Here is a 20,077-nt window from a genome sequence, read left to right on the forward strand (position 1 = left end):
ATAAAAATCACATCGCGCCGGTGCTGAATTTGTATTTTATTGCTTAATTTCAGGCGGTTATATGACCTATATTATTATTCACGCCCTGGCGCCGATCTTCGTGATCATGCTGCTGGGCTATTATGCCGGCAAAGCGAAAATGGTGGTGAACTCCAACGTTTCCTTGCTTAACGTATTCGTGATGGACTTTGCCTTACCCGCCGCGCTGTTCAGCGCCACGGTGCAGACCTCCTGGCACGGCATTATCTCGCAGTCGCCGCTGATCCTGCTGCTGGTGCTGTCCATGTGGATTGCCTACGCCGCGCTGTATTTTATCTGTACGCTGGGCTTTAAGAAATCACCACAGGATGCCGCGGTATTAACCCTGACGGTGGCCCTGCCGAACTACGCCGCGCTGGGCCTGCCGATTTTAGGCAGCGTGCTGGGTGAAACCCCCGGCACCTCGCTGTCGGTGGCGGTCTCCATCGCCTGCGGCTCGGTGTTGATGACGCCGTTCTGCCTGCTGATCCTTGAACGGGAAAAGGCGCGCGCCGGCGGCGAAAACCAGAAATCCACGCTGATGCTGCTGCCGGTGCTGATGTGGCGCTCGGTGACCAAACCCATCGTCTGGGGCCCGCTGCTGGGCGTGTTGCTTTCGGCCGTCGGGGTAAAAATGCCGGACATCGTGCTGGCGTCTATCAAGCCCCTGGGCCTGGCCGCCACCGCCTCGGCGCTGTTTCTGACCGGGGTGATCCTGTCCGCGCGCCAATTAAAGATTAACGCGCCGGTATTGCTGTCGTGCGTGACCAAAAACCTGGTGCAGCCGTTTATTACCTTGGGACTGCTGTATCTGTTCGGCATTACCGGCACGGTGGCGGTTACCGCGGTGCTGATGGTGGCGTTGTCGGCGGGCTTTTTCGGCATCGTGTTCGGCAACCGGTTCGGCGTACAGTCGCCGGATGCCGAGGCGACGTTATTAATCAGCTCCGTCCTCTGTATCCTGACCCTGCCGCTGTTTATTTCATTAAGCGCCGGTCTGTAGCCGGCGGGAGCGGGACCATGCCGATGCCCCGGCCGCACGACCTGTTATGGATTGATAGCCCGCGGCGGCTTATCTGGCGCCAGGCCGTGCCCGACTGGGCGGCGGCGCCATGGCCGGCGGCGCTGCCGCTGGTGGTGCGCCGCGACAGCTGCCCGAGCGGGCTGGTGCCGGTCGGCCTGCGCGGGGTGGGACGGTCGCAACGCGCCGCGGCCTGGATACCGGCAGAGGCCATCAGCCGCATCGCCACGCCGGAGGCGCTTTTCGCCCGCTTATCACCCGGCCTGCCCGCCGGCGCGCAGGCATTGCCGGTGATGCGCGCGCTGCGCCTGCTGGCGGCGGCGGACTGGCCCTGGACCTGGGGCGTTACCGGCAGTTGCGGTTATATGCTGGCCAGCGGATTGCCCGTCAGCCGGCCGGACAGCGATCTGGATCTGCTGATACGTTGCCCTCATCCGGTGGCGGCCGGGGACTTCGCCGCGCTGCTGAAAATATTGCCGTCGATGCCCTGCCGGGCGGATATCCAACTGGAAACCCCGCGCGGCGGCTGCGCGCTGCTGGAATGGCTGCGCGGCGGCAGGGTGATGGTAAAGACCGCGCGCGGCCCCGAACTGACGGATGATCCCTGGGAAACCGGCCATCAGCACCCAACCGGAGTATAACGGCCTATGAAAATTTTACTGACGTTTCCCGGCCAGGGGCCGCAGGTCCCCGGCATGCTGCACCACCTGCCCATGGATGACGACACGCGCCGTATGCTGGATAGCGCGTCGGCCATCCTGGGCGAACCGGTGCTTGACCTCGACAGCGCGGACGCGCTGCGCGCCACGCGCGCCGTACAGATTTGCCTGTTTATCGCGGGCGTGGTTTACGCCCGGCAAATCCTGCGCGCCGGCGTGCGGGTGGATTTTACCAGCGGGCTTTCCATCGGCGCCTTCCCGGCGGCGGTCAGCGCCGGGGCGCTGGAGTTTGATGCCGGACTGCGGCTGGTGGCCCTGCGCGGTGAGCTGATGGAGCGGGCCTATCCCCACGGCTACGGCCTGTCGGCCATCAGCGGACTGCTCCAGCCGCAGCTTGAGCGCATTATCGCCCTGGTACATCGGCCGGATAATCCGGTGTTCCTGGCCAATCTCAACGCCGAAGACCAGTTTGTCATTGCGGGAAGCGAGGCGGCCATGGCGCAAACCTGCGCCCTGTGCCGTGAACAGGGCGCGGCGCGCACCCGACGCCTGGCGGTCAGCGTGCCGTCGCACTGCGCACTGCTTGGCGAACCGGCGCTAAAGCTTGCCGAGGCCATGGCCGGGGTCAGGCTCCGGCGTCCGGATATCGCCTACCTGAGCGGCAGCACCGGTCGCGTGTTGTGGCAACCGGAACGTATCGCCGAGGATCTGGCGCTGAATATGGCGCGGCCGGTACACTGGCGCGACGCCATGGTCAGCGCCTATGAGCGCGACGTGCGCCTGGCGGTGGAAATGCCGCCGGGCGCGGTGCTGACCGGCCTGACCAAACGCGTGATGGAACAGGGCGAGGCCATTGCCTTCAGCCAGAATCCCCTGTCGCTGATAGCGGCGCTGGCCGGGCGGCTGACGCGCCGCTAAGCGGTGCCGCCATGGTCGAGCGCATACATGCGTCCTTCCGCCACCAGCGCCAGCATATCGGGGTCGTGCTCGCGGCTGCGGGCAAACACCAGGGCGATGGTCTGGCGCATTTGATAGGGCGACGCCAGCGCCATCAGGCGCACCGAGTGTTCATAAATGCGCTTCATGCGGCCCGGCAGCAGGGTATGGCCTACCCCCGCCTGCACCAGGTTAATCATCGAGAAAATATCATTGACCCGGGTTACGATATGCGGCTCGAATCCGGCGATATGAAACGCCTCCTGGAAACCGTGATAGGTGGCGAATCCTTCGGTGAGCGAAACGAATTTTTCGTCTTTGAAATCGCGCAAATCCGCCGGCCCCTCGACATAAAGGCGGGACGACGCGGGAGCGGCGAGATAGATATCATCAATAAACAGCGGCAGGGTCTCAAAACGGGCCGGATCGATCTGCGTGTCGCTGACCGAAATCAGGATGGCGTCCAGTTGCTGATCCTCAAGCTTCGCCAGCAGATCCTGGTTGGACCCCATCAGCAGCTCCAGCTCCAGTTCCGGCCGGCGCAGTTTCAAACCCATAATCAGCCGGGGAATGGTATCAAGCGTCAGTGAATACATGGTGCCAAGCTTCAGCCGGCCCTGGCCGATGCCGCCGCATTTACGGGTTTCGTCGATACCCTTGCGCATCAGATCCGAGACCTCGCGGGCATACTCGGCCAGGGTCTCGGCGGCGGGCAGCGGCGTAAGATTACGTCCCTGATGGATAAACAACGGGCAGCGCACGCCTTCTTCCAGGGTATGCAGGGCGCGATGGACGCTGACCGTGCTTAATCCCAGCAGGTCGGCGGTGCGGCTGATATTGCGCTTATCCATAAATGCCAGGAAAATCTCCAGCTTACGGAAGGTGATATCGTTATCGATCATGACAGGGGTCCCATCCCGGCGGGGAAAAAGAGTGGGGAACGGGCTGCTGCGAAACCGGCGGCGTGGATCAGGCGAGGGTTTCCAGCCAGAAAAATTGATACGGCGCCAGGTCAAGCGGAGTATCGCCCGTCAATAACCGATAATTTACCACGTCCCGGTAGCGTCCCGGCGGTAAAGTGCAGGCCATGCTTTTGCCGCCAAGGTTAAAAACGCACAAAATAGCCTGCCGGGCGGCGCGCCGGTAAAAGGCAAACAGCGCGTTATCCCATTCCAGCACTTCCATGGCGGCGTCCGGATGAAAGGCCGGCTGTCCCCGGCGCCGTTGGATCAGATCGCTTAAGTGATGAAACACCCGCGAGCGCAGTGAGGTTTCGTCGGCAAGGGCCGCTTCAATAGCCTTCAGCGGATATTTTTCCCGGTTTACCGCGCGGTTATAACCGGCCGCCTTTACCCCTTCGTAATCATTGCGCGATCCCAGGATGCTTTGGATATAGACCGCCGGCACGCCGGGAAACGCCAGTAAAATCGCGTGCGCCAGCAAAAAACGCGCCAGGCGCGTATCGTCGGTGTCCTGGCGGCGGTTCAGGGCGTCGAGAAAGGTCACGTTGATTTCATACGGACTGGTGGTGCCGTCGGTATTTTGTTTATACGACACCAGCGCCCCTTCGGATTCCAGATCGCGCACCAGGCTGTTGATCTCCACTTCCGGCAGGATGCCGCGCACCGGATTCATGCCAACGCCGTCGTGGGAGGCCAGGAAATTAAAAAACGTGATGTGATGATTGCGGATATCAAGCGTTGCCGCCCACTGGCGCAAGGCGCGGCTGCTGCCATTGTGGATGGCGTGCAGCACCAGGGGAGGCAGAGGGAACTGATACACCATCTGCGCTTCATCCTGGCCATTGCCGAAGTAGCTGATATTGTCCTTATGCGGCACATTGGTCTCGGTGATGATAACCGTGCCGGGCGCCACTTCGTTAACGATAGCGCGCATCAGCTTGACCAGCAAATGGGTCTTGGGCAGGTGGATGCATCGGGTGCCGATTTCCTTCCACAGATAACCCACCGCGTCGAGGCGAATATAATCCGCTCCCTGCGTCAGATAATGCAGCAACACCCCGATGATGCTTATCAGTACATTGGGATCGGCAAAATTAAGATCCACCTGATCGGCGCTAAAGGTGGTCCACAAATAGCGGGTTTCACCCTCCTTCTTCATGGTAAAGGGCGTTAACAGCGGCGAGGTGCGCGGACGGGTCACGCTGGTTAGATCGGTGGCGGGGGGCACATTGATGAAAAAATTCTCAAAACCCGTCTGCTGTTCCCGGTAGCCGGCAAGCCATGTACTGTGCGCGGAAATATGATTGCAGACGAAATCGAACATCAGCCGGGTGGACTGATTAAGCCGGCTGATATGTTGCCAACTGCCGACAATGGGGTTGACCTGGTGGTAGTCGATAACCGAAAAGCCATCGTCGGAGGAATAGGGATAAAACGGTAAAAGATGCACCAGGTTAAACGTAGACTGGAGCCATTGTTCAAAAAAGGTGGTAAGGGTCGCCAGGGTGGGCTGTTCCGCCGCCATAAACTGATCGGCATAGGTTATCAGCACGACGTCCTGCTCATCCCAGTGTAATTTTCGCGGCTGCTGTTGCGTCGACTTGGCAAAGCTGATTTTGCTCTTGATGGTGTCCAGCTGCGCCTGGGTAAGGGATGAGGGGTAAATCTCTGCAAGTAACCGGGTAATGGCTTCCATCATGGCACCTTGTAAAAGTGACGACGTCCTGAAACAGCATGACCGTGGCGTTGACGCCATGTTGTCAATGTAGCCATTTGCAAGAAAAGCGCAAACCCTGTTCCTTATCCGTTAGACAGCCTGCGGGGCTATATCGCCAGCGCCGCGCCGATAAACAAACGAATTAACAGTGGGTTATGGCCACGGCGGCCCCGTGGCGGCGGAAAAGGGGAATTCTCATTTGCGGAGCAGTCCGATACCGGAGGGCGCTGAAGGCGGGGTGGCGCCGGCCCGGTGTACGCGCCGGACGCCGTTAATCCCGTGATGGCGCGCGCCGGCAACCCGCGTCGGCGGGCGGCTTGGTATTCGGCGCGTTCGGCCGGTATAACGGCGTGTGGCATTTACCGTCCTGGGGACAGCGCCGGCACCCGGATGCGGCGGGGCGGCGGAGCCGCTCGCCGGCCAAAGGCAAGCCAACCGCAAAATAGCGGCGCGTCAGATAAAGCGCCGCGATAAACAGCAGGTTGAACAGCAGGACCATGCCCATACAGATCGCGCTGTAAGCCGGGTGCGCGCTGAACGTCGCCGCCTGGTAAAACAGGGTGGACAGGGAATAAGCGACGTTAACGCCCCAAACGATGGACAGGGCCATCCAGCCCCGGCTGCTTTCCCGGGCGATGGCGCCCATGACCGATACGCAGGGAACATAGAGCAGCACAAAAATCAGGTAACTGTAGGCGGCAACCGGGGTGCCGAATTTGCCGGCCATGACGCCCATGGAACCGCCGTTCATCTCGCCGTCGCCTTTGCTGGCCTCGATCGGGTTGGCCAGCACGCTGACGCTGAAGGTGTCTTTCAGGTTGCGCCACGTTTCGGTCAGCGCGCGGGTCAGCTCCGCCGCCAGATCAAAATCCTGCGGCTCGAAGGGCGAGGCGGCGAGATGTTCGGCGGTGTAAAGGGTATTCAACGTGCCGACCACCACTTCCTTGGCCATGGCGCCGGCCACCAGGCCCACCGTGGCCTGCCAGTTATCGGCATGCGCGCCCATCGGCGCCAGCAGCGGCGTCAGCGCTTTACTGACCGACGCCAGCGCCGAGTCGTTGATATCACCCACCGCCGCGCCGCGCAGCGAAAAACCGTTGAGCGCGCCGATAAACATGCTGGCGACGATAATTACCTTGCCCGCGCGCAGCACAAATCCCTGCAGTTTTTGCCAGGTTTGCAACAGCAGGCTTTTAACATGCGGCACGTGGTAAACCGGCAGCTCCATAATAAACGGCATGGCCTCGCCGCGCATAATGGTGTATTTCAGCATCAGTCCGGTCAGCACCGCGACGACGATGCCGAGCAGATAAAGCGAAAAGACCACCGTCGCGCCCTCCTGGCCGAAAAACGCCGCCGCAAAGACCGCGAAAATCGCCAGCCGCGCGCCGCAGGACATAAAGGGCGCCATCATGATGGTGATCAGGCGTTCGCGATGGGCGTCCAGCGTGCGCGCCCCCATCACCGAGGGAACGTTGCAGCCGAAGCCGACAATCAGCGGCACGAATGATTTCCCCGGCAGCCCGAGCGCCTGCATCATCCGGTCCATGACAAACGCCGCGCGCGCCATATAACCCGAATCTTCCAAAAAGGAGAGGAACAGGTACATCATGCCGATTTGCGGAATCAGCGGCAGCACCGTATTAATGCCCCCGCCGACGCCCTGGGCCAGGAACACCGTCAGAAAGCGCGGCAAAGCCAGCGTGTGGCCGAGCCATTGGATGCCGTCGATACACAGGGCGGCGGAGCCGATGTCAAACAGCGGCTGCAGCGCGCCGCCGACGTTAATGGCCAGCAGGAACATCAGGTACATGACGAAAAAGAAGATGGGCACCCCGAGCCAGCGGTTGAGCAACAGGGCGTCGAGCCTGGCGGTCATGGCGTTTGCCGCCGTCAGATGGCTGTTGCTGACCGCGGAGCAGATCTCGGCGATGCCGCGATACCGGGCATCGGCGATCAGCAGCGACGGATCCCCGGCAAGCTGTTCCGTCATCCGGTTTAGCGGATTGTCAGCGGCGCTGAAGCGGGCGCGGGCGTAAATGTCTCCCTCCAGCAGTTGCAGCGCCAGCCAGCCGCGCCGGGCCATGGGCAGATCGGGAGGCAGCAGGGGCATAAGCTGCCGCACCGCGCGCAGGATGGCTGCGGGATAAACCGTTTGGAACGGCGCCTCCGGCGGCCGCGTTCCCAGGATTATCGCCTGTTTCAACGCGCCGATTCCCCTGGCGCGGGTGGAAACCAGCGCCACCACCGGACAACCGAGCCTCCGGGACAGCATGGGGATGTCAATCACCACCCGCTGGCTTTCGGCGATATCCAGCATGTTCAGCGCCACGATACAGGGAATGCCCAGCTCCAGGATCTGCATGGTCAGGTACAGGTTGCGCTCAAGATTGGAGGCATCGACCACATTGACCAGCACATCGGCTTCCCCTGCGGATATAAACCGGCAGGCGATTTGCTCGTCAAGCGAGGACTGGCGCGACAGGGTGGTCAATGAATAGGTGCCTGGCAAATCAATGACACTAACCTGGTGACCCGCGCTGATAAAAAAGCCCTCTTTGCGTTCAACCGTCACGCCGGCCCAATTGCCGACGCGCTGGCGCGCGCCGGTTAATTGATTGAACAAGGTGGTTTTGCCGGCGTTCGGGTTACCGATTAAACCCATGATGAGCTTTTTCATAGCCTGTAAATATCCATAAACAGCAAAGATCCCTGGGTCGGGCGGACCGCGCTTGGCGTTAAGACAGGGGGGCGGACGGCCGGGTCAGGCCTGGACGGCCAGTTTCAGCTGGGATAAGTCTTTCCTGCGCACCGCCAGTTGCGCCCGGCGCGTTTCTATTTGGATCGGGTCGCCCAGCGGCGCCAGGCGGATGACCTCAAATGAGGAACCGGGCAGCATGCCCAGCGACAATAGTTTTTGCCGGTATGCCGGGCTTATCTCTGCGGCATAGCCGATGATTTTATAATGGTGGTGGGGTAAAAGATGCATATTACCTTCTTTAACTATTCTCGTCTCGCATTGCGCCGGGAATCAAGATCGGGCCAAATAACCGTAAATTTGCTTTATATTATTGTCTCTTTTTAACATTAATAGCCTATATTGGCAAATGAAAATTATTCGTAAATAGCTTTTCTCTGATGGGCTGGATGCATTTAAATAATCATAATTATTTTTAAATAATATTAATGTATTATTAATATAATATATTCATTAAATAATTGGTGATATCAAAAGGCTATTAACCCCAGAACCCGGTAACGAATATTGACGGGATGAAATAAGATTGTTAAATAATGATCCCAACCAAGAGCGGTCCGCCATGCAAGCTGCGCATGGCGTAATCGGTGCCGGCGTGTTAGCGATAACCGGCACCGCGTGGTGATGGCCCTAGCGTTTTTTGCCGAGCGCTGCGGCCAGGGCATCGCCCAGCACGCTGTTGCCGGCGCCGGACTGGCCGCCGGGGCGGGGTTTGGCCGCCGGGCGCGCGGGCGCGTCGCGCCGCTTATCGCCGCCGTCGCGACGGCTTGCGGTTTCGCCCGGCTGCTCGTCCAGGCGCATGGTCAGGGCGATACGCTTGCGCGGCAAATCCACGTCCATCACCTTCACTTTAACGATATCCCCGGCCTTGACCACTTTATGCGGGTCCTCGACAAAGCTCGCCGAGAGCGAGGAGATATGCACCAGGCCGTCCTGATGCACGCCGATATCCACAAACGCGCCGAAGTTGGTCACATTGGTGACGGTGCCTTCCAATATCATGCCCAGCGTTAAATCCTGCAGGGTTTCCACACCCTCGGCGAAGGTGGCGGTCTTGAATTCCGGCCGCGGATCGCGTCCCGGTTTTTCCAGTTCCCGGATAATATCGGTCACGGTGGGCAGGCCGACGCGTTCATCGGTAAAACGCACCGGGTCGATGGCGCGCAGCGCGCCGGCGTTGCCCAACAGGGCGTCCAGCGACAGCTCGGTGGCCTTGAGGATGCGCTCGACCACCGGATAGCTCTCCGGATGCACCGTGGAGGCGTCCAGCGGATTGTCGCCATGGTTGATGCGTAGGAATCCGGCGCATTGCTCAAAGGCTTTAGGCCCGAGCCGGCCGACTTTCAGCAGTTGGTTGCGATCGCGGAAGCGGCCGTTTTCGTCGCGCCAGTTGACGATATTCTGCGCCATCATGCGCGTCAGCCCCGCCACCCGGGTCAGCAGCGGCACGGACGCGGTATTCAGATCCACGCCGACGGCGTTCACACAGTCTTCGACCACCGTATCGAGCTTTTTCGCCAGCAGGCTTTGGCTGACGTCGTGTTGATACTGGCCGACGCCGATGGATTTGGGATCGATCTTGACCAGCTCCGCCAGCGGGTCTTGCAAACGGCGGGCGATGGACACCGCGCCGCGCAGCGATACGTCAAGGTCGGGAAATTCCAGCGCCGCCAGCTCCGAGGCGGAATAGACCGACGCGCCGGCCTCGCTGACGATCACCTTCTGCGCGGTAACCTTGGGGAACTGCTCCTTGACCTGGGCAAAAAAGCGTTCGGTCTCCCGCGATGCGGTGCCGTTGCCGATGGCCACCAGCTCCACCTGATGCTTCAGGCACAGGGCCGCCACCGCCGCCACGGCTTTTGCCGTCTGGCCGGTATGAGGATAGATGGTATCGGTGGCCACCAGTTTGCCGGTGGCGTCCACCACCGCGACCTTCACGCCGGTGCGCAGCCCCGGATCCAGGCCCATGGTCGGGCGCAGGCCCGCCGGCGCCGCCATCATCAGGTCGTGCATATTACGGGCGAACACCTGGATGGCCTCTTCCTCGGCCTTTTCGCGGATGCTGCCCATCAGTTCGGTCTCCAGATGCAGCAGGATCTTGATGCGCCAGGTCCAGTTGATCACCGCCCGGCGCCAGGCGTCGCCCGGCGCCTGATTGAGGCGCACCTGCAGATGATCGATAATCATCTGCTCGCAATGGCTTTCACGCGGCGGCTCGTCGGTGTGGGGATCGGCGTTCAGGGACAGTTGCAAAATGCCTTCGTTACGGCCGCGGAACATGGCGAGCGCGCGATGGGAGGGCACCTGCGCCAGCGGCTCATGGTGGGCAAAATAATCGCGGAACTTGGCGCCTTCTTCTTCTTTACCGGTGATGACGCTTGCCGCCAGATGGGCGTTTTTCCACAGATAATGGCGTATTTTCGCCAACAGCGCGGCGTCTTCGGCAAAACGTTCCATCAGGATATAGCGCGCGCCGTCCAAAGCCGCCTTGACATCGGCCACGCCGTTTTCGGCGTTGACATAGGCCGCCGCCACGTCTTCCGGCGGCCGGCTGGCATCTTGCCATAAGGTCTCGGCCAACGGCTCGAGGCCGGCTTCCAGGGCGATTTGCCCGCGGGTGCGGCGTTTAAGCTTATAGGGCAGGTAGAGATCTTCGAGCTCGGTTTTGTTCAGCGTGCCGTTGATGGCCGTCGCCAGCTGTTCGCTCAGCTTGCCCTGATCGTCGATGGCTTTGAGAATGGTCTGACGCCGTTCTTCAAGCTCGCGCAGGTAGCCGAGACGGGTTTCCAACTGGCGCAGCTGGGTATCGTCCAGCCCGCCGGTCACCTCTTTACGATAGCGCGAGATAAAAGGCACGGTGTTGCCTTCATCCAGCAGGCGGATAGCGGCGTCGACCTGCTCTGGGCGGGCTTTCAGCTCGGCGGCAATAAGGCGATTCAAAGGATCATTCATCATTCTGTTTTGGTCGTCATCACGTTATGGGTTACTTATGCAGTGGACAGTTATACGTATTGCTTCGCCAAAATGCCAGTTATCTGACCTATGCGCGGGAGGTAAGCGGCGAAAATTGCCGGTTTGTTCAACAAGCCGCGTCGGGAATGCGGCCATGGGCGCCGGCGCCGCGCCGCGAGGCGGCGGACTATGGTATATTTCACCTGTCCGGCTTCTAACTTTGGCTAAACGGTCCAGATGAAAACCAATTTAATTACCCGTCAGGGCTATCAGGAACTGCAGGAAGAGCTAGATCATCTTTGGAAGCGCTATCGGCCCGAAATCACGGAAAAGGTTTCCTGGGCCGCCAGTCTTGGCGATCGCAGCGAAAATGCCGATTATCATTACAACAAAAAAATCCTGCGTGAAATCGATCGCCGGGTACGCTATTTGCGCCGGGTGCTGAAGGAAGCGCGGGTGGTGGATTATTCGCCGCAGCAGGAAGGCCGGGTATTTTTCGGCGCCTGGGTGGAGGTGGAAAATGAGCAGGGCGAGCAACTGCGCTTTCGGATAGTCGGACCGGATGAGATCTTCAAGCATAAATCCTATATTTCCATTGATTCGCCCATGGCGCGGGCCTTAATCAAAAAAGCGGTGGACGACGAGGCGGTGGTCGCCACGCCCACCGGCCTGAAAACCTGGTATGTGAATAACATTTCCTATCAGGCGGCGTTGGAGAAATAAATGAAATATGCGCAATATAAGCCCGCTAAGGTTTACTTTGCCGGGACTAGAGTGAACAATCATCCTGCCCGGGCGGTTTAATTATCGTCACGCCGGCAATTGTGGATAAATACCGGTAAAGGCCGGCAATAATCGTCATAAAGCGCTTTTTTTTGGCGTAAGTGTGGATAACTACGTATTTCCATATGCTTTGTAACAATTTTGCTTAGAATATACACCTGAAACCGCTGTCAGTGCCTTACAGGTTTCTGAACAATACGCTTACGGGCGTATCGCCTTTGGGAGAGAGAACAATGCAAGAGAATTACAAGATTTTGGTCGTCGACGACGATATGCGTTTAAGGGCACTGCTGGAGCGTTATTTAACCGAGCAGGGGTTCCAGGTGCGCAGCGTCGCCAACGCCGAGCAGATGGATCGCCTACTGACGCGCGAATCCTTTCACCTGATGGTCCTGGACCTGATGCTGCCAGGCGAGGACGGACTGTCCATTTGCCGCCGTCTGCGCAGCCAGAGCAATCCGATGCCGATCATTATGGTTACGGCCAAAGGCGAGGAGGTGGATCGGATTGTCGGACTGGAAATCGGCGCGGACGACTATATTCCCAAACCCTTTAATCCCCGCGAACTGCTGGCGCGTATCCGCGCGGTGCTCAGGCGCCAGGCCAATGAGCTGCCGGGCGCGCCTTCGCAGGAAGAGGCGATTATCGCCTTCGGTAAGTTCAAGCTCAACCTCGGCACCCGCGAGATGTTTCGCGAGGATGAGCCGATGCCGCTGACCAGCGGTGAATTCGCGGTGCTGAAGGCGCTGGTCAGCCATCCCCGCGAGCCGCTCTCGCGCGATAAGCTGATGAACCTGGCCAGGGGCCGCGAATACAGCGCCATGGAGCGCTCCATTGACGTGCAGATTTCCCGTTTGCGCCGCATGGTCGAGGAAGATCCCGCCCATCCGCGTTATATCCAGACCGTTTGGGGTTTGGGATACGTATTCGTGCCGGACGGCAGTAAAGCATGAGGCGATGGCGCTTCTCTCCGCGCAGTTCTTTTGCACGGAGTTTGCTGTTGATCGTTACCCTGCTGTTTGTCAGCCTGGTGACGACCTATCTTGTGGTACTGAACTTCGCGATATTACCCAGCCTGCAACAATTTAATAAAGTGCTGGCGTACGAAGTGCGCATGCTGATGACCGATCGTCTGCAGCTTGAGGACGGTACATTGCTGGAAGTCCCGCCGGCGTTCCGGCGCGAGATTTACCGGGAGTTGGGCATTTCCCTTTATACCAATGCGGCGGCCGAGGACAGCGGTCTGCGTTGGGCGCAACATTATGAATTCCTGAGCCAGCAGATGGCGCAGCAGCTTGGCGGACCCACCGACGTGCGCGTGGAGGTGACCAAGAATTCTCCGGTGGTGTGGCTTAAGACCTGGCTGTCGCCGGATATTTGGGTGCGCATTCCGTTAACTGAAATCCATCAGGGCGATTTTTCGCCGTTATTCCGCTATACCCTGGCCATTATGCTGCTGGCGATAGGCGGCGCCTGGTTGTTTATCCGCATGCAAAACCGTCCGCTGGTGGACCTGGAGCACGCCGCGCTGCAGGTGGGTAAAGGCATTATCCCGCCGCCGCTGCGCGAATACGGCGCCTCGGAGGTGCGTTCGGTGACCCGGGCCTTTAACCAGATGACCTCCGGCGTGAAGATGCTGGCCGACGATCGTACCTTGCTGATGGCCGGCGTCAGCCACGATTTGCGCACGCCGTTGACGCGTATCCGGCTGGCCACGGAGATGATGAGCGCCGGGGACGGCTATCTGGCCGAGTCTATCAATAAAGATATCGAAGAATGTAACGCCATCATCGAGCAATTTATCGATTATCTACGCACCGGGCAGGAGATGCAGACTGAGCTTGCGGATCTGAACGGCATTCTGGCGGAAGTGGTGGCGGCCGAAAGCGGTTATGAGCGTATTATTGAAACCGCCCTGTTCGATGAGGAGCTGGTGGTTAACGTCAATCCATTGTCGATTAAACGGGCGGCGGTGAATATGGTGGTTAACGCCGCCCGGTACGGTAACGGCTGGATCCGGGTGAACAGCGGTCGGGACACGCATCGGGTCTGGTTTGAGGTGGAGGACGACGGACCGGGCATTGAGCCTTCACAGCTAAAATATTTGTTCCAGCCGTTCGTGCGCGGCGATAGCGCCCGCAGCACCAGCGGCACCGGGCTTGGCCTGGCTATCGTGCAGCGGATTGTCGATGCCCACGACGGCGCGCTGGATATCGGCGTCAGCGAGCGCGGCGGCCTGCGCATTCGGGCTTATCTGCCGTTGCCGGTGAGTACCCATGACGTTCCTGCCGGGGCCTCGGCACGCAAGACGGCATGATCGCGGCGCGTGAGCGCCCATAGCGGCCAAAAAAATGCCCCCGGTTTCGGGGGCATTCCGTTTGCAGGTTAACGCCGGTTCAAGTCCGGCGTCGGCGGGCCTACCGTGCTTAGAGCGCCGGTCCCGCTTTAACCAGCGCCTTGCCTGCCGGTGTGTCGGTGTATTTGTCGAAGTTGGTGATAAAACGTTTAGCCAGATCCTCGGCTTTTTCTTGCCACAGTCCCGGTTCGGCGTAGGTTTGGCGCGGATCGAGTATATGGCTGTCGACGCCGGCCAGCGCCATCGGCACCGCCAGGTTGAATACCGGCAGCGTGATGGTTTCCGCGTCGTCGATATCGCCGCTCAGGATGGCGTTGATAATCGCCCGGGTATCCTTGATGGAAATGCGTTTGCCCGTGCCGTTCCAGCCGGTATTGACCAGATAGGCCTTGGCGCCGGCGGCGTTCATGCGTTTGGCCAGCACCTCGGCGTACTGGGTCGGGTGCAGCGACAGGAACGCCGCGCCGAAGCAGGCCGAGAAGGTGGGGGTCGGCGCGGTAATGCCGCGTTCGGTGCCGGCGAGCTTGGCGGTAAAACCGGAGAGGAAATGGTATTGCGCCTGTTCCACGGTCAGCCTGGCCACCGGCGGCAGCACGCCGAAGGCGTCGGCTGTCAGGAAGATGACCTTTGAGGCATGGCCCGCTTTCGATACCGGTTTGACAATATTGTCGATATGGTAGATTGGGTAGGACACGCGGGTATTTTCGGTTTTGCTGCCGTCGTCAAAGTCCACGCTGCCGTCGGCCCTGACCACTACGTTCTCCAGCAGCGCGTCGCGGCGGATGGCGTGGAAAATTTCCGGCTCGGCCTCTGGCGACAAATGTATGGTCTTGGCGTAGCAGCCGCCCTCGAAGTTGAATACCCCGTCGTCATCCCAGCCGTGTTCGTCGTCGCCGATAAGCCGGCGCAGCGGATCGGTGGAGAGCGTGGTTTTTCCGGTACCCGAGAGACCGAAGAAGACGGCGACATCGTCGTCGACGCCGACGTTGGCCGAGCAATGCATGGAGGCGATGCCCTTTAGCGGCAGCAGGTAGTTCATGATCGAGAACATGCCCTTCTTCATTTCGCCGCCGTACCAGGTGCCGCCTATCAACTGCATGCGCTCCGTGAGGTTGAAGGCGATAAAGTTTTCCGAGTGCATGCCCTGCTGTTGCCAGTCCGGATTGGTGCACTTGGCCCCGTTCATGACCACAAAGTCAGGTTTGAATCCGATCAGTTCTTCATCGGACGGACGGATAAACATGTTTTTGACGAAATGCGCCTGCCAGGCCACTTCGGTAATAAAGCGCACTTTTAACCGGCTGTTTTCGTTGGCGCCGCAAAATGCGTCAACGATAAACAGGCGTTTGCCGGACAGTTGATTACCGACTAATTGCTTAAGCTGGCTCCAGGTCTCCTGGCTGAGCGGATGATTGTCGTTGTTGCCTTTGCCCTGATCCGACCACCATAAGGTATCGCGCGTGACGTCGTCGCGCACCAGGTATTTGTCCTTCGGCGATCGGCCGGTAAAGACACCGGTATCGACGGCCACGGCCCCGGTGCTGGTGACGGTGCCGCGCTCAAATCCTTGCAGGGAACCTGCGGTTTCTTCCTGGAACAATAATGCAAAATCCGGGTTGTAAATCACCTCGCTACAGTTAGTAATGCCATAGCCGACCAGGTCTTGCGCGTTGATACCATGACTTGCCATAAGACGACTCCTTAGCTTTAAATTATTACCTGTAGCGATTGTAAGGTTTACCGGGTGGTTCACCGAGAGGTGGGTCATGAAATAACCTACGTCAGCAATTTTTACACCAATATGGGAGCTGACGCATAAATAAAGCTTCAGCATGCGCTAACATCGGCAAGTATATTTGTTTTTTAACCGCCGGCGGCGGTATTAGTGTAATTGTGTCTCAGGGCCGGCGCGGCCTGACTTTATCGCCGCCACATCCCCGGCGGTGAACACATAATGGCTGCCGCAGAAATCACAATGCATATCGATGTTTTCGTCCTGATCGAGCATGTCGTCAAGCTCATGCTCCGGCAGCGTCAGCAACGCGTCAGCACAGCGCTGCCGGGAGCAGGTGCAAAGAAAATGCACGTCCTGCGGTGGAAAAAGCGACACCTTATCCTGATGATAGAGGCGATATAACACTTCATCCGCCGGCAGGGTGAGCAGTTCCTCCGTCTTGACCGTGGCGGTCAACTGCGCCAGATGGTCAAAGTCGTCGCGGCTGGCGTCGCCCGCGGGCAACACCTGGAGCAGCATGCCGGCGGCGGCGACCTGGCCGTTTACCTCGCCGGTGCGGATAAACAGGCGGGTCAGCAGCTGTTCCGACTGCAGGAAGTAATTTTCCAGGCAGTCGGCAAGATGCTCTCCCTCCAGACCCACCACGCCCTGGTAACGCTCGCCTTCGTCCGGGGTCAGCGTGATGACCAGGTAGCCGTTGCCGACCATTTGCCTGAGCGTACTGTTTTCGGCGATGTCGCCTTTTATCCGCGCCGTGCCGCGCATATTCTGCCGGTGGTCGCCATTAATCACCGCCATGCCCAGCGGCCCGTCGCCCTGCAATTGCATGGTTATCTCGCCGTTGAATTTAAGCGTGGCGGTCAGCAGGCTGGTGGCCACCAGCATTTCACCCAGCAGGTTTTTGACGCCGGGCGGGTAATCATGCTGTGCCAGGACCTGCCGGTAGGTATCATGCAATGAAACCAGTTCACCGCGCACGGCATAATCTTCAAATAGATAACGGTGCAGCTGGTCTTGTATGGTCATAATCCTCTCTCTTGCCGGGGCGGCGGGTTTATTCTCCCGACTCGCCGTATTTGAATTTTATCAGGTTGCGGCGTTCTTTTTTATCCGGTCGCCGGTCCGGGTGGGTCACGTTCTGGGCATTGATTCTGCGCGCGGCGGCCAGCTTTTCGCGTTTGGCCACGCTTTGCGCCGTTTCCTGGTAGAACAGTTGCGCTTCGCTGGCGGGCCGGCGCTGTACCGTCAGCGCGAGCACCACCACGGTACGTTCGTCATCACCCTGGCGCAGGGTGACCTCCGCGCCGCTCTCCATGATTTTGCCGGGTTTGGTGCGCTGTCCGTTGTAATGGACCTTGCCGCCATCCACCATCTCGCGGGCGATGGCGCGGGTTTTGTAAAAACGGGCCGCCCAGAGCCATTTATCGAGCCGGACGGCTTCGTCCCGCCCACCCTGGTCCTTGTCCTGGTTTTTCATCGTGCCTCCTGTGTGCCGGCCGGGGACGGTATAATCGCCGCCCGGTCCGCCTGGTGGATGCCGCGCCGGTATGCCGCGGGTGTCAGGATACCTTTGGTTATTATACCAGTGGTTGGCGGGTGACATGCAAATTCCATGCGCGCGCCGCGCCGTTAAAACCGGGACCCCGCGGGTTAAGGGTTAGCGCAGCGATTTTAACGCGACGGTGGGCAGGTTGGGATTGAAACAGCTTTCATAATAACGCTGTATATCCTGGGTGCGGTGCCGGCTTTTGGCCAGGCGCCGGCTTAGCATTATGGCGTTGACCAAGGCGATGACAATCAACATGAAGAGCAGCACGCTGGTGCCAAGGTAGCGCCAGACCGTGATGACATCGGGTTCGCTGTGCAGTGAGATATGGCGGGTGCCGTTGGCGTCGACGCTGATATTGGTAATGACCCCTTGGGCGCGGAAAGGGGTATGCAACAGCAGGGTGGAAAGGCGCTGTAGTTCACGCCATTGCGCCAGCCCGGTATAATCATTTAAAGGAGTGGCCGGCAACGGGTGGTCCACCAGCAGTTTTCCCTCATCGCTGTGAATGAGGAATCCGCCCGGGGAAGGGCTGTTAAGGGCATTGGTCGCCAGGCGTGTCTCGCCGGTGAAAATGGACGAGGTGGCGCTGGTCACCAGATTTTGCAGCGTTTCCGCGCTAACCGGGCGCAGCAGGACGTTGACGCCTTTAAGGGTGCCGGAGCGCGCCCGTTTCACAAGCGTCGGCCAATCCCGGCCGTTGGCCAGGTTGACCAGCGCGGCCTTGAGACGGCTGCAGGCGCTGTCGTTATGGCACAGGTCCTGCGTTTTCAATACGATATCCGCAAAATCATCCAATAGTATCATGCCGGATTTCTGGATGGCGGTCGCCAGGCCGGGATTGATCTTGGGGTCGGTAGCCTGCTCGGGATGCAGTTGGGCGTTGACGGTATTGAGCAACAGTATCGCCTTGTCCACCGTGTCGGACTCCGGCAAAGGCAAGGGTTCGGCGTTATTCCAATAAATGCTGGAGCAGTCGAAAGGCGCAAACGGGTCCCGGATGTCCGCGGGCAGGGAGGTATTGACGTAGCACATGCCCGAGCCTTGGGCGCGCAGCGTATCGCCAATGCGCAGCTGCGCCCCCGATAGCGTATTGACATCCGCCGCCTGGATATCCTGCGCGCCTTTTAACCAGGCGGTGCTTAGCGTCAGCGGCAGGGTCAGCGGCACGTATACCAGCAGCAGGCAGAGGATCAGGACCGAGCTGCACAGTAATACCAGATTGCCGCCAAAGCGCTGGAGCGGGAAATGCCGCACTTCATCGTGCAGGGAAAGGTATTTACCCTGCCGCACCACCTGTCGGTTGACATAGATGTCGACATCGGTCTTTTTACCCATGTCGTGGCCGATAAAAGGCAGCCAGTGGGGGGGGTAGCTCAGGTCGATAATGCCGAGCGAGATTGCGCTGATGCGGCTTTGGTCGGATTCCCCGAACAGGCCCCAGCGCTTGGGCGTGCCGCGCAGGCAGTGTACGTCCCGCAGCGCCCCGGCCCAGGGACGGCGCAACCGCCGCCAGGCGCCCCAGGCAATCAGCACTCCGGCGACGGCCACCAGCCAGGGCACCGCCAGTACCGGCGCCAGCAGGCTGGTAAACAGCAATAACAGCGCCACGCTTAATAAGCCGGCTTCATAGATGCCCCGGGGTCGGCCGAGGGCATATTCCTCGGGGGTTTCCTTGCGGATATTCAGCAATTCGACCTGTTCGGTTTCCTGCTCGCGCATGGACGAGTTCGGTACCACCAGCGGCGCGCTGTCGGCCTGCGGGGCGGCGGACATGTAATCCACCAACGAGTGGCCGTTGAGCGCAATCACCAGGGGAATACCGGCGGTCTTTATCAGCTCGACATGGTTATCGTCGGCAATATACTGCTCCCAGAGCGGGGGAAGATGCACCTCGGTACTGTCAAGGAAGTAGCGCCACTTATGGGGCGCGTCGGTGGCCAGCCCATATCGGGTAATGGCGTGGGTTACCGCATAAATATTTTCGCTTTGCGGGGTTAACGCCAGGGTTTCCGCTACCGGCACCGGGGGCGAGGCCAGCGGCAGGCTGTACTGCAGATGGGTATTGAGCTGGTAATAGTGCTCAACGGCCTCGCGTTCCTGCGGCGTGAGTTTTCGCGGCAAGGGCTGCAGCAGCGGCATGTGCTTCATCGACGCGGGGATGTGGCGCCGGCGGTAGGCCCGGTAGCCGGCTAACGCGATCGCACAGGTCAACAGTAAGGCCAATACAATGACTATTGTGCTCATGCCATCCCCATCGAAACACGGAAAAGTGACGATACATCGATAATATGATACGCACCCGGCAAGCGACGTGGCGCCACGCTCGTCATAGAGAAACGAAACATTCGATTGTTTGACTGATGCGCCGCGCAGAAAAAACGTGACAACTATCAATGCTAGCGACAGGGTACCAATCCATCCTTTATCAACATATCGGTATTTTCCTATTTTAATCCCAATTCTTTTCTTTTACTTGCCATGCTATAACTAATTGCGTTCTGTTAACCCGGCGTGGCGCTGGCGGATTCGCCTTTGAATCGCGGTAAATATGCACGCGGGCGGCGTCTGTCCGGTGAGCCGATGATGTCGCCGCCAGGGTCGGGGCGTCAACGTGGCGGCCTTACCCTGTTG

The 20,077-nt window shown here is 59.4% G+C and carries 14 protein-coding genes and 1 pseudogene; 6 read left to right on the forward strand and 9 right to left on the reverse strand.

Translation table 11 applies throughout. From position 1 onward, the window contains the following. The first annotated feature begins 61 nt into the window (after positions 1-61). From VGC33_RS14720 to mdcH, 3 genes are read left to right on the forward strand one after another with little or no spacing between them, the layout of a single operon-like run. Positions 62-1,021 (forward strand): AEC family transporter, encoded by a 960-nt coding sequence (locus tag VGC33_RS14720; RefSeq protein WP_331121515.1) that lies wholly within the window; start codon positions 62-64, stop codon positions 1,019-1,021. A gap of 17 nt (positions 1,022-1,038) precedes the next feature. After that, a complete protein-coding gene (locus tag VGC33_RS14725) occupies positions 1,039-1,680 on the forward strand; it encodes a malonate decarboxylase holo-ACP synthase (protein ID WP_331121516.1) in 642 nt (213 codons plus the stop codon). 6 nt (positions 1,681-1,686) lie between these two features. Then, positions 1,687-2,616 (forward strand): malonate decarboxylase subunit epsilon, encoded by a 930-nt coding sequence (gene mdcH / locus VGC33_RS14730; RefSeq protein WP_331121517.1) that lies wholly within the window; start codon positions 1,687-1,689, stop codon positions 2,614-2,616. On the opposite strand, the gene VGC33_RS14735 is transcribed toward mdcH, so the two are convergent. The 5 genes and pseudogenes from VGC33_RS14735 to VGC33_RS14755 form a co-directional block, all read right to left on the reverse strand. Then, positions 2,613-3,536: a LysR family transcriptional regulator gene (locus VGC33_RS14735; RefSeq protein ID WP_331121518.1), complete on the reverse strand. Its 924-nt coding sequence runs from the start codon at positions 3,534-3,536 to the stop codon at positions 2,613-2,615. The two genes, mdcH and VGC33_RS14735, sit on opposite strands and share 4 nt — an antisense overlap. A gap of 67 nt (positions 3,537-3,603) precedes the next feature. Beyond that, a complete protein-coding gene (locus VGC33_RS14740; protein WP_331121519.1) occupies positions 3,604-5,292 on the reverse strand; it encodes an alpha-amylase family glycosyl hydrolase in 1,689 nt (562 codons plus the stop codon). A 373-nt stretch (positions 5,293-5,665) separates the two neighbouring features. Continuing rightward, positions 5,666-7,993, reverse strand: a pseudogene (gene feoB / locus VGC33_RS14745) (Fe(2+) transporter permease subunit FeoB); the annotation flags it as partial. A gap of 84 nt (positions 7,994-8,077) precedes the next feature. Beyond that, positions 8,078-8,302, reverse strand: a complete 225-nt coding sequence (feoA, locus tag VGC33_RS14750) for a ferrous iron transporter A (RefSeq protein WP_331121521.1) — start codon at positions 8,300-8,302, stop codon at positions 8,078-8,080. A 399-nt stretch (positions 8,303-8,701) separates the two neighbouring features. Beyond that, positions 8,702-11,023 (reverse strand): Tex family protein, encoded by a 2,322-nt coding sequence (locus tag VGC33_RS14755; protein WP_331121522.1) that lies wholly within the window; start codon positions 11,021-11,023, stop codon positions 8,702-8,704. Between the two features lie 237 nt (positions 11,024-11,260). On the opposite strand from VGC33_RS14755, the gene greB reads away from it, so the two are divergent. The 3 genes from greB to envZ all read left to right on the forward strand — a co-directional run bounded on the left by greB (position 11,261) and on the right by envZ (position 14,123). Further along, a complete protein-coding gene (gene greB, locus VGC33_RS14760) occupies positions 11,261-11,746 on the forward strand; it encodes a transcription elongation factor GreB (protein ID WP_331121523.1) in 486 nt (161 codons plus the stop codon). A gap of 293 nt (positions 11,747-12,039) precedes the next feature. After that, positions 12,040-12,759 carry an osmolarity response regulator transcription factor OmpR gene (gene ompR, locus VGC33_RS14765; RefSeq protein ID WP_003853014.1) on the forward strand — a complete coding sequence of 240 codons (720 nt, stop codon included), beginning with the start codon at positions 12,040-12,042 and terminating at the stop codon, positions 12,757-12,759. Beyond that, entirely contained in the window at positions 12,756-14,123 is a 1,368-nt protein-coding gene (envZ, locus tag VGC33_RS14770; protein WP_331121524.1) for a two-component system sensor histidine kinase EnvZ, read from the forward strand. The genes ompR and envZ overlap by 4 nt, the downstream gene beginning before the upstream one ends. Positions 14,124-14,232: 109 nt before the next feature. Here the strand turns inward: envZ and pckA are convergent, their stop codons facing one another. The 4 genes from pckA to VGC33_RS14790 form a co-directional block, all read right to left on the reverse strand. Further along, positions 14,233-15,852 (reverse strand): phosphoenolpyruvate carboxykinase (ATP), encoded by a 1,620-nt coding sequence (pckA, locus tag VGC33_RS14775; protein ID WP_331121525.1) that lies wholly within the window; start codon positions 15,850-15,852, stop codon positions 14,233-14,235. A gap of 192 nt (positions 15,853-16,044) precedes the next feature. Continuing rightward, complete coding sequence (gene hslO / locus VGC33_RS14780) at positions 16,045-16,923, reverse strand: Hsp33 family molecular chaperone HslO (RefSeq protein ID WP_331121526.1); 879 nt, start codon at positions 16,921-16,923, stop codon at positions 16,045-16,047. A 28-nt stretch (positions 16,924-16,951) separates the two neighbouring features. After that, complete coding sequence (gene hslR, locus VGC33_RS14785; RefSeq protein ID WP_331121527.1) at positions 16,952-17,374, reverse strand: ribosome-associated heat shock protein Hsp15; 423 nt, start codon at positions 17,372-17,374, stop codon at positions 16,952-16,954. Positions 17,375-17,554: 180 nt separating this feature from the next. Beyond that, positions 17,555-19,690 (reverse strand): IgaA/UmoB family intracellular growth attenuator, encoded by a 2,136-nt coding sequence (locus VGC33_RS14790; protein WP_331121528.1) that lies wholly within the window; start codon positions 19,688-19,690, stop codon positions 17,555-17,557. Positions 19,691-20,077 lie beyond the last annotated feature (387 nt).

The organism is Acerihabitans sp. (assembly GCF_036398755.1).
In the GTDB taxonomy this organism is placed as follows: domain Bacteria; phylum Pseudomonadota; class Gammaproteobacteria; order Enterobacterales; family Enterobacteriaceae; genus Acerihabitans.

Excerpts from the sequence above, each read along its gene's own strand:
- VGC33_RS14755 (WP_331121522.1), bottom strand. The coding sequence starts at position 11,023 with ATGAATGATCCTTTGAATCGCCTTATTGCCGCCGAGCTGAAAGCCCGC.
- VGC33_RS14790 (WP_331121528.1), bottom strand. The coding sequence starts at position 19,690 with ATGAGCACAATAGTCATTGTATTGGCCTTACTGTTGACCTGTGCGATC.
- pckA (WP_331121525.1), bottom strand. The coding sequence starts at position 15,852 with ATGGCAAGTCATGGTATCAACGCGCAAGACCTGGTCGGCTATGGCATT.
- hslR (WP_331121527.1), bottom strand. The coding sequence starts at position 17,374 with ATGAAAAACCAGGACAAGGACCAGGGTGGGCGGGACGAAGCCGTCCGG.
- VGC33_RS14720 (WP_331121515.1), top strand. The coding sequence starts at position 62 with ATGACCTATATTATTATTCACGCCCTGGCGCCGATCTTCGTGATCATG.
- greB (WP_331121523.1), top strand. The coding sequence starts at position 11,261 with ATGAAAACCAATTTAATTACCCGTCAGGGCTATCAGGAACTGCAGGAA.
- ompR (WP_003853014.1), top strand. The coding sequence starts at position 12,040 with ATGCAAGAGAATTACAAGATTTTGGTCGTCGACGACGATATGCGTTTA.
- hslO (WP_331121526.1), bottom strand. The coding sequence starts at position 16,923 with ATGACCATACAAGACCAGCTGCACCGTTATCTATTTGAAGATTATGCC.
- feoA (WP_331121521.1), bottom strand. The coding sequence starts at position 8,302 with ATGCATCTTTTACCCCACCACCATTATAAAATCATCGGCTATGCCGCA.
- VGC33_RS14725 (WP_331121516.1), top strand. The coding sequence starts at position 1,039 with ATGCCGATGCCCCGGCCGCACGACCTGTTATGGATTGATAGCCCGCGG.
- envZ (WP_331121524.1), top strand. The coding sequence starts at position 12,756 with ATGAGGCGATGGCGCTTCTCTCCGCGCAGTTCTTTTGCACGGAGTTTG.
- VGC33_RS14740 (WP_331121519.1), bottom strand. The coding sequence starts at position 5,292 with ATGGAAGCCATTACCCGGTTACTTGCAGAGATTTACCCCTCATCCCTT.
- mdcH (WP_331121517.1), top strand. The coding sequence starts at position 1,687 with ATGAAAATTTTACTGACGTTTCCCGGCCAGGGGCCGCAGGTCCCCGGC.
- VGC33_RS14735 (WP_331121518.1), bottom strand. The coding sequence starts at position 3,536 with ATGATCGATAACGATATCACCTTCCGTAAGCTGGAGATTTTCCTGGCA.